General features: G+C 41.4%; 10 protein-coding genes. 9 read left to right on the plus strand and 1 reads right to left on the minus strand.

All coding sequences use genetic code 11. The annotated features are described in order from the left end of the window. The first annotated feature begins 22 nt into the window (after window positions 1-22). The 3 genes from N482_RS05580 (at window position 23) to adk (ending at window position 2,818) form a co-directional block, all read left to right on the plus strand. The gene (locus N482_RS05580) at window positions 23-643 is read left to right on the plus strand and encodes a bifunctional 4-hydroxy-2-oxoglutarate aldolase/2-dehydro-3-deoxy-phosphogluconate aldolase (RefSeq protein ID WP_063376123.1); all 621 of its coding nucleotides are present in this window, start codon (window positions 23-25) and stop codon (window positions 641-643) included. Between the two features lie 16 nt (window positions 644-659). Beyond that, window positions 660-1,664, plus strand: a complete 1,005-nt coding sequence (gene gap / locus N482_RS05585) for a type I glyceraldehyde-3-phosphate dehydrogenase (protein ID WP_063376124.1) — start codon at window positions 660-662, stop codon at window positions 1,662-1,664. A gap of 509 nt (window positions 1,665-2,173) precedes the next feature. Then, complete coding sequence (gene adk, locus N482_RS05590) at window positions 2,174-2,818, plus strand: adenylate kinase (protein WP_063376125.1); 645 nt, start codon at window positions 2,174-2,176, stop codon at window positions 2,816-2,818. A gap of 156 nt (window positions 2,819-2,974) precedes the next feature. Here adk and N482_RS05595 read toward each other — a convergent pair whose 3' ends face one another. Next, window positions 2,975-5,209 (minus strand): GGDEF domain-containing phosphodiesterase, encoded by a 2,235-nt coding sequence (locus N482_RS05595; RefSeq protein ID WP_155730507.1) that lies wholly within the window; start codon window positions 5,207-5,209, stop codon window positions 2,975-2,977. 305 nt (window positions 5,210-5,514) lie between these two features. Here N482_RS05595 and tmk point away from each other — a divergent pair, with 305 nt between their 5' ends. From tmk to N482_RS05625, 6 genes are all read left to right on the plus strand, one after another. After that, the gene (gene tmk / locus N482_RS05600; protein WP_063376127.1) at window positions 5,515-6,147 is read left to right on the plus strand and encodes a dTMP kinase; all 633 of its coding nucleotides are present in this window, start codon (window positions 5,515-5,517) and stop codon (window positions 6,145-6,147) included. A gap of 33 nt (window positions 6,148-6,180) precedes the next feature. Further along, a complete protein-coding gene (holB, locus tag N482_RS05605; RefSeq protein ID WP_063376128.1) occupies window positions 6,181-7,092 on the plus strand; it encodes a DNA polymerase III subunit delta' in 912 nt (303 codons plus the stop codon). A gap of 5 nt (window positions 7,093-7,097) precedes the next feature. Then, complete coding sequence (locus N482_RS05610) at window positions 7,098-7,424, plus strand: PilZ domain-containing protein (protein ID WP_063371835.1); 327 nt, start codon at window positions 7,098-7,100, stop codon at window positions 7,422-7,424. Window positions 7,425-7,433: 9 nt separating this feature from the next. Continuing rightward, window positions 7,434-8,231 carry a TatD family hydrolase gene (locus N482_RS05615; RefSeq protein WP_063376129.1) on the plus strand — a complete coding sequence of 266 codons (798 nt, stop codon included), beginning with the start codon at window positions 7,434-7,436 and terminating at the stop codon, window positions 8,229-8,231. Next, entirely contained in the window at window positions 8,212-10,056 is a 1,845-nt protein-coding gene (locus N482_RS05620; protein WP_063376130.1) for a hypothetical protein, read from the plus strand. The genes N482_RS05615 and N482_RS05620 overlap by 20 nt, the downstream gene beginning before the upstream one ends. 74 nt (window positions 10,057-10,130) lie before the next feature. Continuing rightward, window positions 10,131-13,841, plus strand: a complete 3,711-nt coding sequence (locus tag N482_RS05625) for a two-component regulator propeller domain-containing protein (RefSeq protein WP_231100800.1) — start codon at window positions 10,131-10,133, stop codon at window positions 13,839-13,841. Window positions 13,842-13,896: the final 55 nt, after the last annotated feature.

A 13,896-nucleotide genomic window follows, 5' to 3' on the forward strand; every position in this document is an offset into this window, starting at 1 on the left:
CATCATTGGGAATGGGGTAATTATGAGAATACAGGAAATTTTATCGGCAGCACCAGTGGTACCTGTCATTGTTATCGAAGAGCTTGAAGATGCAATTCCACTTGCAAAAGCTCTGTACAACGGCGGACTTCGTGCACTTGAAGTGACACTTAGAACGCCTATAGCAGCTGAAGCAGTAAAACAAATAAAAGAAGCACTGCCGGAAGCTTATGTTGGTACTGGCACCGTAGTAGATAAAGCGTCTTTTGAAGCTTCGGTAAACGCCGGTGCTGATTTTATGGTAAGTCCAGGTGTGAGCTCAGAGCTTTTAGAACTTGCTAAAAATACAGATATTCCGTTTCTACCAGGTGCATCGACACCCAGTGAAGCGATGGAACTAGCGGCTCATGGGTTTAAGTTTTTGAAGTTTTTCCCAGCTGAAGCTGCGGGTGGTACGCCAATGTTGAAGTCTATTGGTGGACCTCTTCCACAAGTGACATTCTGTCCAACTGGTGGGATCTCACTAGAAAGTGCGCCTAAGTATTTGGCGCTGAAAAATGTAATTTGCGTTGGCGGTACTTGGATGCTGGATAAAGCGCTAATTGCAAAAAAAGATTGGCAAGCCATCGAAGCGCTTGCGAAACAAGCAAGTGAAGTTAAATAATTAGGGGAATGTAATCATGATTAACATCGCAATTAATGGCTATGGCCGCATCGGTCGCAACGTATTACGCGCACTTTACGAATCAGGTCAAAATGAACAAATTAAAATTGTTGCAATTAACGACTTGGCACCAGCTGAAACTAATGCACATTTAACGCAATTTGATTCAGTTCATGGTCGCTTTAATGAAAAGCTAACTTTGGCTGGCAAAACACTAGTCATTGGCAACGATGAGATTACATTAACGCAAGAGCGTGATCCTGCAAACCTTCCTTGGAAAGCACTAAACGTAGATATCGTACTTGAGTGTACAGGTATTTTTACTTCACGCGACGCGGCGGCTAAGCACATTGAAGCTGGTGCTAAGAAAGTAATCGTTTCAGCACCAGGCACCGATTTAGATGCGACAGTGGTTCACGGTGTGAATAGTGAAGTGTTGAATGCAGATAGCAACATCATTTCCAACGCTTCATGTACAACTAACTGTCTAGCACCAGTTGCTAAAGCGCTAAATGACGTGGTTGGTATCGAGCAGGGTAGCATGACGACTATTCACGCGTTTACTAACGACCAAAACCTATGTGATGTTTATCACAAAGACTTGTATCGTGCTCGTAGCGCTACTCAGTCAATGATCCCAACTAAAACAGGTGCAGCGAAAGCTGTTGGTCTAGTGCTACCTGAGCTTGCTGGTAAACTTGATGGTATGGCCGTACGCGTTCCTACCGTAAACGTTTCTCTTGTTGATTTAACCTTTGTTGCTAAGCGTGACACTACTGCTGAAGAAGTGAACGAAATTGTAAAAGCTGCAGCAGAAGGTGCGATGGCAGGCGTATTGGAATACAACACGCTACCGTTGGTTTCTATTGATTTTAACCATAACCCTGCGTCTTCTGTGTTTGATGCAACTCAGACAAAAGTTGAAGGTAAACTGGTTAAGGTGATGGCCTGGTATGACAACGAGTGGGGCTTCTCAAACAGAATGTTAGATCAAGTTAAAGCACTGGGTGCATTCTTATAATTGAATAAATTTTGTGTAAAAGCACCGCGTTGGCGCAATGCCGCTCACTTTAGAGGAGCAGCTTTGCGATTAACAGGGTAACGGCTTTTATTCATCTTAACGACCCTAGGTCTACTTGGCCTAGGGCGTTTTTTTTAAAGAGTACAGTTAAGTCCCCTGTTAAACAAATAAGTGTTTGCCATAAAAAAATCCGTAATCAGGAAACTAATTACGGATTTTTCATGATCTTTTGGATAGGTCAACTGATCATTTTCTTAATTGATCTGCATTGCTGCGTTAGCGGGGATTTGTTTTTACATAGCTGTAACACACGGATTTTTAGCGAAAGCATTTTTGGGCTAGACCATACAGCTTGATTCTTGAGCAAAGACTTTGCGGCCGCGATTGAAAAGGTACAAACTGTTCGAAAACCTATCATCAATTGGTATAAGTCACTTGAGAATCCATGCACAATATGAAAAAATTCCAAACAAATAAAATACAGTAAACTCCGAATCGAGGAACATAATATGCGCATTATCCTTTTAGGCGCGCCTGGTGCTGGTAAAGGCACTCAAGCTCAATTTCTAATGGAAAAATTTGGTATCCCACAAATCTCAACTGGTGACATGCTACGTGCAGCGATCAGTGAAGGTACGCCGCTAGGTCTAGAGGCAAAGAAAGTAATGGATGCAGGCCAGTTAGTTTCTGATGAAATTATCATTGGTTTAGTAAAAGAGCGCATTGCAAAGCCTGATTGTGAGAAAGGTTTCCTTTTAGATGGCTTCCCACGTACTATTCCTCAAGCAGACGCGATGAAAGAGAACACTATCAATATCGATCATGTAATCGAGTTTGATGTTGCTGACGAAATCATTGTTGAGCGTATGGGTGGACGTCGTGTACATTCTGGTTCAGGACGCGTATACCACGTTGTTTACAACCCGCCGAAAGTTGAAGGTAAAGATGACGAGACGGGTGAAGACTTAATTATTCGTGCAGATGACACTGAAGAAACAGTTCGTAAGCGCCTAAGTATTTACCACGACCAAACAAGACCTCTTGTAGATTACTATCAAAAAGAAGCACAAGAAGGTAATACGCAGTACCATAAATTAGACGGTACTCAAGCAGTTGAAAGCGTGAGCCAAAAACTTGGTGAACTACTAGGTTAATTGCTGAAAACGCATTTGGACTATAACACCCAGCTTCATGCTGGGTTTTTTATGCGAAAAAATGCGCCTAAATAAGGCGCCAATTAATCAGGGGTAATTCAAATGCCAAACTAATTAATTTGGACAGTGTTATTAAACACGAATTGTGTGACCAAATTATGACAATGAGGCTGTGCCAACTTCTGGTTTTTTGAGTATATTAAGCAATTCCTCAGCAGGACATGGCTTGCTGAACCAATAGCCCTGAAACTCTTTAATCCCTAACTCATTCAGCATAGTGAAGTCACTATACGTTTCGACACCTTCTGCCAGTAATGCTATTTGCATATTGTCGCAAATTGTAATTAAACCAAGTAATAATGCTTGTTGCTTCTTTGCATCAGTTATATCTGTTAGCAGGCTTCTGTCTAACTTGAGCCTTTTTATTGGACACTCTAACACGCGAGCGATGTTAGAATATCCAGTTCCAAAGTCATCAATACTTAAAATAAATCCAAGGGCCTCTAACTTTTCCATTGTCTGATTGTGATCATCAGCAAAGCTATATTCCGTTAGTTCAAGCTCGATTGACTCGGGAGAAATACCATATGACCGAGTAATTCTCTGAATATCATTAACAAACTCAGGGTCTGCTATATCTCGTGAACTAATATTGATAGCAATAGGAACATCAATGTACATGTTCCTTGTTAAAAACTCGCAAACCATAGTGAGCATACTGCGAGTAACGTTTCTCACTAGTCCAAATTCCTCAGCAATAGGAATAAACTGTGACGGTGGAACCCAACCTAAAAGGTTGCTGCGCCATCTTGCCAACGATTCGTAGCCAATGATGTTCTTGTTCGCATCATGCTTACTTTGCAAGTAAAGTTTAAGCTCACCTAGCTCTATGGACTTCTCTAAAAGCAATGCCATTTCATGTCGTGCTAGTGTTTGTCTGCGAGTTAGTTGATCAAATATAGTGACCATTTGTTCTGGCGCTCTTAGTTCACAAGCTTGTAGTGCATTCTTCAGAAGTCTTTCTGCTACATATCCGTGCTCAGGGTAGGTGGCTATGCCAATCGCATACTTAGAGTGGAATTGGTGTTGGCCGAGTTTAAGCCAAAAATCTAAATTTTTATGCCACCTGTTGGCCATCTCACTCAGTGAACTTTGAGTCTCAACGAGTATAGCTATACGGCCAGCACCGATATAAGCAATTTGATCCAGTAGATCAGCCTCATGTTCAACAAGCTGATTAATTCGTGCATAGAGCGTGCGGTGTTGCTCGCCATCAATCATATAGTCTAGGACGTGTTTATTGAGATTATCAGCGATAAGTAGGGCGAACGGAGTACCTCTGTCTATATGCACTTGTAACTGTTCTAGTAGCCATGTTTTGTTTGGCAAATTAGTGGTTTTGTCGAAGTACTTAGCCTGTTGATGGGCGACATCTAATGCGAGTAAATCGTGTTGCATCTGCTGCTGATCTGACACATCTTCTAAATACCAAGCTTTAATCCTGTCTGAATGCTGCTCTTGTGCTGCTACCTCAATGCATCGTTCATTCACTGAAAAGGTCTTAGCAACATCCATTAATAGGTCGCTATCTGATTTGAGGTAGGTTATGTCATCGTCGGTGATGCGGCTTAAGTTGAGTGGTAAGGAGGCCGTTTGAATCCCCAGTAACCTTTTAGCTTGATCGTTTGCTTCAACAATACTTAAACTGGGGTCGACAAGAATGATGGCGTTGTAAGACTTTTGGAAAAACCGCTGATATATCTGTTTTTGCGATCTCAGCAAAGTATTGTTTTCGAGCATATGTTGGTTCAGGCGGTTTGCTGCGAGGCTGGTTCTCCACACTGCCAAAGGAATACAACAATTCAAAAAGAAAAACAGCAGTAGTTGAATATGCAGTGGAGCGTCAACTAATATCCGTTGCCCTTTTGGAATGAGGGAAATGTCGATATTGTTTATAATTACTAAAAAAGGCAGGATATTAACGACGGCGTAAAGTGTAGCTGTTTTTTTACCAATCAATATGAGCGCAATGATAGGTGTGATATACATAAATATTGAGCCAAGGTGAGAAAGCTCTACGTTAGGTATATACAGGTTAATAAAAAGACCAGCCAGAACAATGCTCAGTAACAGCAAATGCGCGGTAAGAAAAAATGCGCGTTTACTGAGGAAAAGTAAACCACCTAAGCTAACTGTATAACCTGCGGTCAATGCAATCACATAGTTTAAATCATAGTCGATGGCTGCAGGTAAACTGTTAAGAAAAATGCCAAAGCATAATATTAACCCAGTGGCCAAGATAATTCTTAGCGCACTTAGTCGCCAGGCTGGGACTTTAACCGTGGGTCTTTGTTCTTCTTCAAGCAAGAAAAATCGACTAAAAGTACTCAAAACTAAATATTTCGTATTATTGTTTTGAACAATACTAAGGTCTATCCGTACACAATTCAATGACAAATAGTCAAAATAAGGACTTAAATCAAACTGATTGCGTTGTCATAAGATATTGCGAATAGAGTAAAAAAGCATTCAGTGCCACAGTCGGTGGCTTTCTGGTCAACATGCATAGTGATAACGTCGATATAATTGGTTAATTGAACGATTAATATCCAAAAGCGTCTTGCAGTACTGATAAATTACATAAAAGGCGTTAAGATACAGGCATATCATGCATTAGAAGAAGGCTTGGATGTAAAATGAGCAAAGGGTTCATGTTGGTTTGTGATGGTAGCAATGGTGCAGGTAAAACCACAGTAATTAAGGGCATTGAAGCCCACTTGTTATCAAAGGGGTACGAAGTTGTTCTAACACGTGAGCCAGGCGGTACAGAAATAGGTGAAAAAATCAGAGACGTGATTTTAGATCCTTCAACGCCTCAGATGTCTGATATCACCGAGTTAATGCTTTTTGGCGCCGCACGAGCGCAGCATGTTATAGAAAAAATCAAACCTGCTTTGGCGGCTGGTAAAGTTGTGATTTCAGATAGGTTTGATGCAGCTACGTTTAGTTTTCAACACTATGCGAGAGGAATTGACTTAGAAACCATTAAAACTATTAACGATCTGGCATTAGGCGGTTTTAAGCCTGATTTGAATATCATCCTAGATTTAGACCCTAAAGTAGGTTTAGAAAGAGTCCAGCAGCGCGGTGAAGGGATGGATCGATTAGAAATAGAAAAGATTGATTTTCTCAGCCGAGCTAGAGATGGGTATTTGGCGCAAGCTGCTACAGAGCCAGATATATTTGCAGTGATTGATGCAAGCTTCTCCAAAGAAGAAGTATTAAAGCGCTGTATCGCGAGCGTAGATAACTTACTTAAAAAAGTATGAATTACCGTTTTTTAGATAGGGCCGTTTAACATTATGTATCCTTGGTTACAGGTCTTTCAAAACCAATTACAAGTGAGTTTTGCCCAGCAGCGTTTTCACCATGCTCAGCTATTTCATGGGTTAGAAGGCGTTGGAAAAGGTGCATTGGCAACAAACTTGGCCAATGCACTTTTATGTGTGAATACGCAAGATACACTAACGCAGTGTGGCAGTTGTAAGAGTTGCAACTTATTTAGTGCTCAGAATCATCCTGACTTATTCGTACTATCTGCTGAGCAAAGTAGTATTGGTGTTGATGAAGTCCGAGCGTTGAATGAGTTTATATTTCATTCTGCTCAGCAGGGTGGCAACAAAGTAGTCGTTATTGAGCAAATTGAAAAAATGACTGAATCTGCGACCAATGCGCTGCTTAAGACGCTCGAAGAACCTGCGCTGAAACGCTATATTTTAATGACATGCGATGACTTATCTCAAATTAAGGCAACTATTTTAAGCCGCTGTAATAAAGTACAAGTAAATATTGATGATAATCATCAAATCCAAATGTGGTTAGGACAGCAAGGTATTAATACGTCATTGTACCCATGGCTAGAGACTTTTTGTGACCAACCTCTGCTATTACAACGCTGGTTGACACTTGGAATTTTGGATAGCGTAGATAGTCTATGGAAAGTAGCGCATGATATTGTTAGGATCTCAGATATCGCCGAACTTGATAGTGAGTTAAGCAAAGATCCAAGTCTTTTGAATGTTTTTAGTCGCTTTCTAATGAATGTCACTAAACAACAGGTGATGAATGGTCAACTAAACTATGTAGAGTACCAGCACTGTGCTGCAAGTATCGAAAAGTTTTTGTCTGACCACCGCAGTGTATTGGGGTTGAACAGGAATTTAAGCCTATCAAACTTAGTTTTTGGGCTTCAGAGTGCAATGAAACAGGATTAAATATAGTGCAAGAACTATTAGTTGATATTGAAGATCAAGATGAACTGTACCGAAGTTATATGCCGTTTTTGAAAAATGGTGGTATTTTCATTAAAACAAATACACGTTTTGATATGGGAGTCGCCGTTTCACTGCGAGTAATGTTGCCTGATGCATTAGAGGAGGAGGAAGTTACTGGCAAGGTGGTATGGATAACACCTCAAGGTGCTCAGAACTCAAACCCTCCAGGAATTGGCGTTAGTTTTGACCCCGAGTTCGAATTATTAAATGATAAAATCGCTAAGCTTTTAGGCACAGCGCTAAACCACGATAAACCAACCTATACAATGTAAGAAGTAGTAATGATTGTAGATTCACACTGCCATTTAGACCGTTTAGATTTTGCTAAGCTAAAAAGCGAGTTGCCAGAAATATTGCAAGCTGCTCGTGATAAGCAAGTGGAGCACTTTTTATGTGTAAGTGTCACGCTTGAACAATTTCCTGATATGCTTAAAGCAATCGAAGGGTTTCACGATGTATCGGCGTCGTGCGGTGTTCACCCATTAAATCAAGAGGATGCGCTAGATAGAGCAAAATTGCGTGAGCTTGGACAACATGAGCGTGTGGTGGCCATCGGTGAGACAGGACTTGACTATTACTACTCCAAGGACACTCATAAAGTACAGCAAGACAGTTTTGCTGGGCACATAGATGTGGCAAATGAGCTCGATAAGCCTTTAATCATCCATACTCGAGATGCGAGAAAAGACACGCTTGATATTATGAGAGCACATAACGCTGAGAAATGTGGTGGCGTTTTGCATTGCTTTACCGAAAATTGGGAGATGGCGAAAAAAGCCATAGATATGGGCTTTTATATTTCCATTTCTGGCATAGTTACATTTAAAAATGCAGTAGACCTTCAAGAGGTGGTAAAAAAGCTGCCTTTGGACAGATTACTAATCGAAACGGATTCTCCTTACCTTGCGCCAGTGCCTCACAGGGGTAAAACCAATCAGCCTGCATATGTTCAAGATGTCGCGTATTTTATAGCAGATCTTAAAGGCTTGTCTTATAAAGAGCTTGCGCAAGCGACAACAAACAACTTTTATCAGCTATTTAGCCTAGCAAACAGAACCAATGGCATTACCTCAGGTTAATCTACCAAAAATATTAAGCGGGCCTATGGTCCGCAGAGCAGAGCCCAATAGTATTTGTTTGCAATTTATCGTAACCAAACCTTTTCAACTGACGGCCTCTATTGATGGTATAAGCACGGATAGCAAGCAGACTACGATTGGTCTTGGTGAGCGTTTGTACTTAATTTTTTTGAGTTTAACTCCAAAACAAGGCGATTTTCCTCTCGACAAGGCTTTGCCATATCATGTGTCATTAGATGGCTCTACTCAAAAACATGACCATTTGAGTTATGGTACTACACCCACTTTGATTGTTCCTAAAAAGCTGTCAGGTGTATTACACGGCTCATGTAGAAACCCTCATCACCCCAGTAAAGATAGCTTGGTAGCCGCTGATGAATACTTGCGTCAAGGCGCTATTGCGAGCGAACAAAGGGCAAGCTTGTTATTAATGTCCGGCGACCAAGTTTATGCGGATGATGTGGCGGGACCAATGTTAAAAGCAATAAATCAATTGATCTCTATACTTGGTATCTACAAAGAGCAGTCATTAGATTTGCCACTACCTGATACCTTAGAAGCACAGCTCTATAAAAGAGATGAGTTTCTGCCAAAAGAATCATGGGAAAAGCGCAGTAAATTGTCGCTGGGATACTGGACTAGAAAAGATGAGCCGCACTTTTCAAGTGTCAAGGCAGGTAATCACTTAATAAGCTTTGAAGAGTTTATCGCATTTTATGTTTTAAATTTCAGCTCTATAGCTTGGACTCTTGTAAACCCATTTGAATTCAATAAGGCGAAATTGAGTAAACCACACGCGTTACAATTTGAGGCTGAAGAACGTGCGCTTCGCGATTTTGTTGATACCTTGCCTAGTGTCGAAAGGTTGATGGCTAATATCTCAACTCTGATGATGTTCGATGATCATGACATCACTGATGACTGGAACCTTACACCAAAGTGGGAGCAAAATATAGCTAACTCGAATGAGAGTAAGCGAATCGTGAACAATGGCCTGATAGCTTACTGGTTGTTTCAAGGGCTTGGAAATGATGCGTTGACCCAGTCCGGCACGCTACTTAGCGAATTCAGGCAGTCATTGAAAGGTGATGAGTGGTGCTTCGTTAGATTCGATAAAACGATTAACCGTTTTGGTCAATGGCACTATTGTTTGGACACTTATCCAAAGGTGGTTGTGCTGGATACCCGGACGCATCGTTGGCGCAGTGAGCAAGACTTTAATGAGCCCAGCGGCCTGATGGACTGGGAAAGTTTAATGGAACTGCAAGATGTCCTTATCAATCATGAGAGTGTGTTGCTTGTAAGTCCCGCCCCAGTTTTTGGCGTAAAAGTAATTGAGACGATTCAAGCGATATTCAATAGTTGTGGACAACCTCTGGTTGTCGATGTTGAGAATTGGATGGCACATGAAGGCGCGGCAAAAAAGCTCATAGATATCTTTAAACGTGAGGACACGCCTAAAGAGACCATTATACTGTCAGGAGATGTGCATTATTCTTTTTGTTTCTCTGTCCAAGCACGCTTTGGCCGCCATCACAATCGAATATGGCAATTGACAGCATCAGGTATTAAAAATGAATTTCCTAAAGGTTTGTTGAACATATTAGAGAAACTTGATACTTGGTTATTCGCGACGTGGAGCCCGTTTAACTTATTTACAAAACGCTGGCAATTGGCGGTATCCAAACATAGATCTGACTATGGAAAGGGACGATACCTAGTGTCTGACTCTGCGATTAGCTTAGTTGAATTGGAAGAAGGTAAACTAAAGCGATACGCGTTGCTTCATGGCACAGGAGAAATCAGCAACTTCGATTTGAATTAAAACTCACCGCTTTACAACGCCAAACGTAGCTTTTGCTATAGTTATTGGTAAGTTTCGATACTAAGTGGCATTTTATGCTGTTTAAGTTGCACTTACTGGTAATGATAAAATCGTTTGCTAATGGAGCTGTATGTAGGCTGGTGTTGTTGGCTTTCTTGCTGACAGGATGGTCTAGTGTTTCTATCGCAGGCCCTCTTTTTACTGATACTTCACAAGTAATGCGTAGATTTGACTATGAGTCTGGATTAAGTCAGGTCACGATCATGGCACTTGCTGAAGATCAACTCGGTTACATCTGGATTGGAACTCAAGCGGGGCTAAACCGCTTTGATGGCCATGAATTCAAACAGTTCACTAGCAAACAACAAGATCCAAATGAGCTTGCAGGGGCATTTATAACGGGCCTTTGCCACAGCGGGGAAACCGTATGGATCGGTACCAGTACAGGGTTAAGCGCCTACCACACTGTAACTGGCCGATTTCAAAGCTTTCTTAAAGAGCACTATGATGTTATATCTTCTGATCGAGTAAAAACCCTGAGCTGTAGTGGTAACCACATTGCGGTGTCTACAGAAAATAATAAGTTTTATTTGATTGATAAAGTGACCCTTGAACCGAGTTCCCTTGAGCTCAGTGGGCGATTTATCAGCCATATTGTCACGAATAAAAATCTTATTTATTACCTATCAGAAGAGGGCTTGATGGCATTTAATACGCAGTCCGGACAAGGAAGTCAACTCTTAAACGGTGATTACAAACATATGCGCCTAAATGGTGAAAGAGTATTCTTACTGTCTAAAAGTAACGAACTAGTTAGTTATGACACCCTCTATGAGCGCATCCTCTGGCGCAGCAAAGTGAGTGAACGCATAGGCCTAGAACTCAACTATATTCACATTTCATCTGGCAGTTTATTTTTAGGCACTAACTATGGTGTTTATCTATATGACCTCAAAGGAAACCTCAAGAAGCATTGGTTTAAGCACAAAGGGCAGGGGTTAGGGCTGCAGGACAACAGCATTATGTCTGTATTGAAAGACAGTAATAGTGACCTTTGGTTTGGTACTGAAACCGGAGGCCTTCACTTTATCAGTCGATTGAGTGAAAACTTTGGTCATGTGAGTGAATACAACTTCCCAGATAGCCCTATGCAAGAGCCTGATATTCGTAACTTTGCGCTTGATAGGCAGGACAGGCTTTGGCTCGCAACATCATCAGGCTTATACTTTTTTGACGGTTCAGGGTTTAAAGCCGCCTTCCGGGAATATAAGCAGCTCTCACTGCTTTCGAATGCGTTCATTACCAAGCTACATATTGAAAATCATTATATGTGGCTGGCTACAAGAGGGCTTGGTATATTCAGATTGGACTTTGGAAGTGGTGAGTTGTTGAAATTGTCAACTGATGTAGGTAAAGGACCGGAGCTAAGCTTCAATGACATCATATCATACAAGGGCAAAATCTTGGTCAGTTCTCGGACTATGGGGCTTTTGTATTTCAATGAGGCATCACAGCAACTCGAATCATTTATAAAATTAGACAATGCACCGAACCACGTGTCATCTATTTTACCTTTTGGTGACGGACTTATTTTTGGCAGCATTGGAGATGGGTTGTTCAAGTACGAAGAAGGCGTATTGGAGCAGTTAACGATTGCTGATTCGCTTGTGTCTGATATCGTGTTTATGCTCAAAGAGGACAGCTATGGTCGTATTTGGGCTGGTAGTGAATCAGGTGTGTCCATTGTAAATAGCAATTTTACAGTTATGAAAGTTATAAAAAAATCAGACGGACTGAAAAATGGTGCTGTTTGGGCATTAATATATGACGAGCAGGACCATGTATGGCTTGGCACCAGTGGGGGGTTATCGAGAGTTAATATTCATGATTTTAACATCGACAACTTTCTACCTGTGGATGGCGTACAGGGGAACGAGTTTAATTATAATGCTAGTTGGTTGTCCCCTGACGGTAGAGTGTTTATTGGGGGGTCTAAAGGGTTTAACCAGTTTTATCCAAAACAAATTAGGATTGCGCCAACCAGTAGGCCGTTGTTGGTGTCGAGCATTGAGTTGTTGGGAAATGAATTGCACCCGTCTACTGATGATGAGTTGAAACTCGCACCGGAGTTAACGACACGTATTCACCTCAATCATAATCAAGACATTTTATCGCTTCACTATTCAAGTTTGGATTATGGCTCTGAAGGGCTGCGCTTTTACTACCGTATTATTGGGCTGAGTGAAAAGTGGCTGAAGTTAGCTGATGGTGTCAGACAAATTAACCTGCTAAAACTCAATCCAGGCAAATACCAAGTTCAAACCTATACCATAAATCGATTCAATCAAGTCTCGCCAACACATTTGTTTGATATAGAAATACAAGCGCCTTGGTGGTGGGATAATTACACAAAAGCTGTGTATATTCTAACGTTAACTTTGGCTTTTTATTTATGGATAAGGCAAAGGCAGAAACGTTTCCAGCAAGTTGTCAGTGATAACCAAACCATGAACGAATTGCAGGAGCGGTTAGAGCTGTCGCTCTGGGCAAGTCAAGATGAATTATGGGATTGGCATATTGAAACTGGAAAAATCTACCGCTATAGCGTTAAACCTCGAATTGACTATGGTGACTGCCGGTCTTGGATGGCAGTGAGCGATGCTGTTCATTTTATTCACCCCAAAGACTGTGTTACGTGGGAAGAAAAGCTAGAAGCTTGCTTAGAGGGAGATGAGGATACCTATGAAACCGCGATTCGAGTAAAAACTGTCGACGGTGATTGGACTTGGGTACTTGAGCGGGGAAAAGTTGTAAGTCGTGATAGTCATGGTAAAGTAATGCGGGTCGCTGGTGCACTAAAGGACATTGCTGAATTAAAAGCCCATCAAAATGCCTTGCAGTCTTTAAACGAAGAACTCGAGATAAAAGTGGCAGTGCGTACGGATGAATTGTATCGCAAAAACCAAAAGCTTGAGCAAGCTATGATTGAGCTTAAACGGACGCAGCAAGAGTTGATCGAAAGTGAAAAAATGGCCTCATTGGGCAATGTTGTTGCGGGTATTGCCCATGAAATCAATACACCTTTAGGCATTTCAATCACCGCTATTTCATACAACGAAGAAAGCCTCAAACAAATTTCGACGAAATTAGAAAATCAAACCCTTAAGCAATCGGAGCTTGAACAGTCAATAATAGAGCAAAGGGAAGGGTACCAACTGATGAATCGCAATTTGGACAGGGCGAGAGAACTTATTAGCAACTTTAAGCAAGTAGCTGTTGACCACTCAAGCGAAGTCCAGCGCGATATAAATGTAAAAGAATACGTAGAGGATGTTTTTAGCTCACTTGCGCCTCTCGCAAAAGGTAAAAACGTTGTGTTAAAAATTGATGGAGACGAACGAATCGACGTAAATACATACCCAGGAGCCATCTATCAAATATTGACCAACCTGTATAATAACTCAATGATCCATGGGTTTGAGCATCAAGACGAGGGCTGTGTTCAAGTTAATTTGCAGCTATTGGAGGGGTCTTGGTCGCTGATGTACAAGGATAATGGAATTGGTATGAGTGGTAGCAGCTTAACCACTTTATTCGACCCATTTGTGACCACAAAACGCAGTCAGGGTGGATGTGGGTTGGGTATGCACATTGTTTATAATTTAGTAACTCAACTGCTAAAAGGCGAAATATCTGCTTGGTCAAAACCTGAAAAAGGCCTTGAGGTAAGGATTAAGGTTCCTTATGTAAAAGCAGCAAGGCCGATTGACGTGAAAGAAGCCTAGCTGATTTGTCCTATTAAAAAAGCCACCGAGGAGGTTAATGCCAGTCAGTTAACAA

It is taken from the genome of Pseudoalteromonas luteoviolacea NCIMB 1942 (assembly GCF_001625595.1).
Classification (GTDB): Bacteria; Pseudomonadota; Gammaproteobacteria; order Enterobacterales; family Alteromonadaceae; genus Pseudoalteromonas; species Pseudoalteromonas luteoviolacea_A.

Coding starts and splice junctions, on each gene's coding strand:
- adk (WP_063376125.1), top strand. CDS start 2,174: ATGCGCATTATCCTTTTAGGCGCGCCTGGTGCTGGTAAAGGCACTCAA.
- N482_RS05580 (WP_063376123.1), top strand. CDS start 23: ATGAGAATACAGGAAATTTTATCGGCAGCACCAGTGGTACCTGTCATT.
- N482_RS05620 (WP_063376130.1), top strand. CDS start 8,212: ATGGCATTACCTCAGGTTAATCTACCAAAAATATTAAGCGGGCCTATG.
- N482_RS05625 (WP_231100800.1), top strand. CDS start 10,131: ATGCTGTTTAAGTTGCACTTACTGGTAATGATAAAATCGTTTGCTAAT.
- holB (WP_063376128.1), top strand. CDS start 6,181: ATGTATCCTTGGTTACAGGTCTTTCAAAACCAATTACAAGTGAGTTTT.
- N482_RS05615 (WP_063376129.1), top strand. CDS start 7,434: ATGATTGTAGATTCACACTGCCATTTAGACCGTTTAGATTTTGCTAAG.
- tmk (WP_063376127.1), top strand. CDS start 5,515: ATGAGCAAAGGGTTCATGTTGGTTTGTGATGGTAGCAATGGTGCAGGT.
- gap (WP_063376124.1), top strand. CDS start 660: ATGATTAACATCGCAATTAATGGCTATGGCCGCATCGGTCGCAACGTA.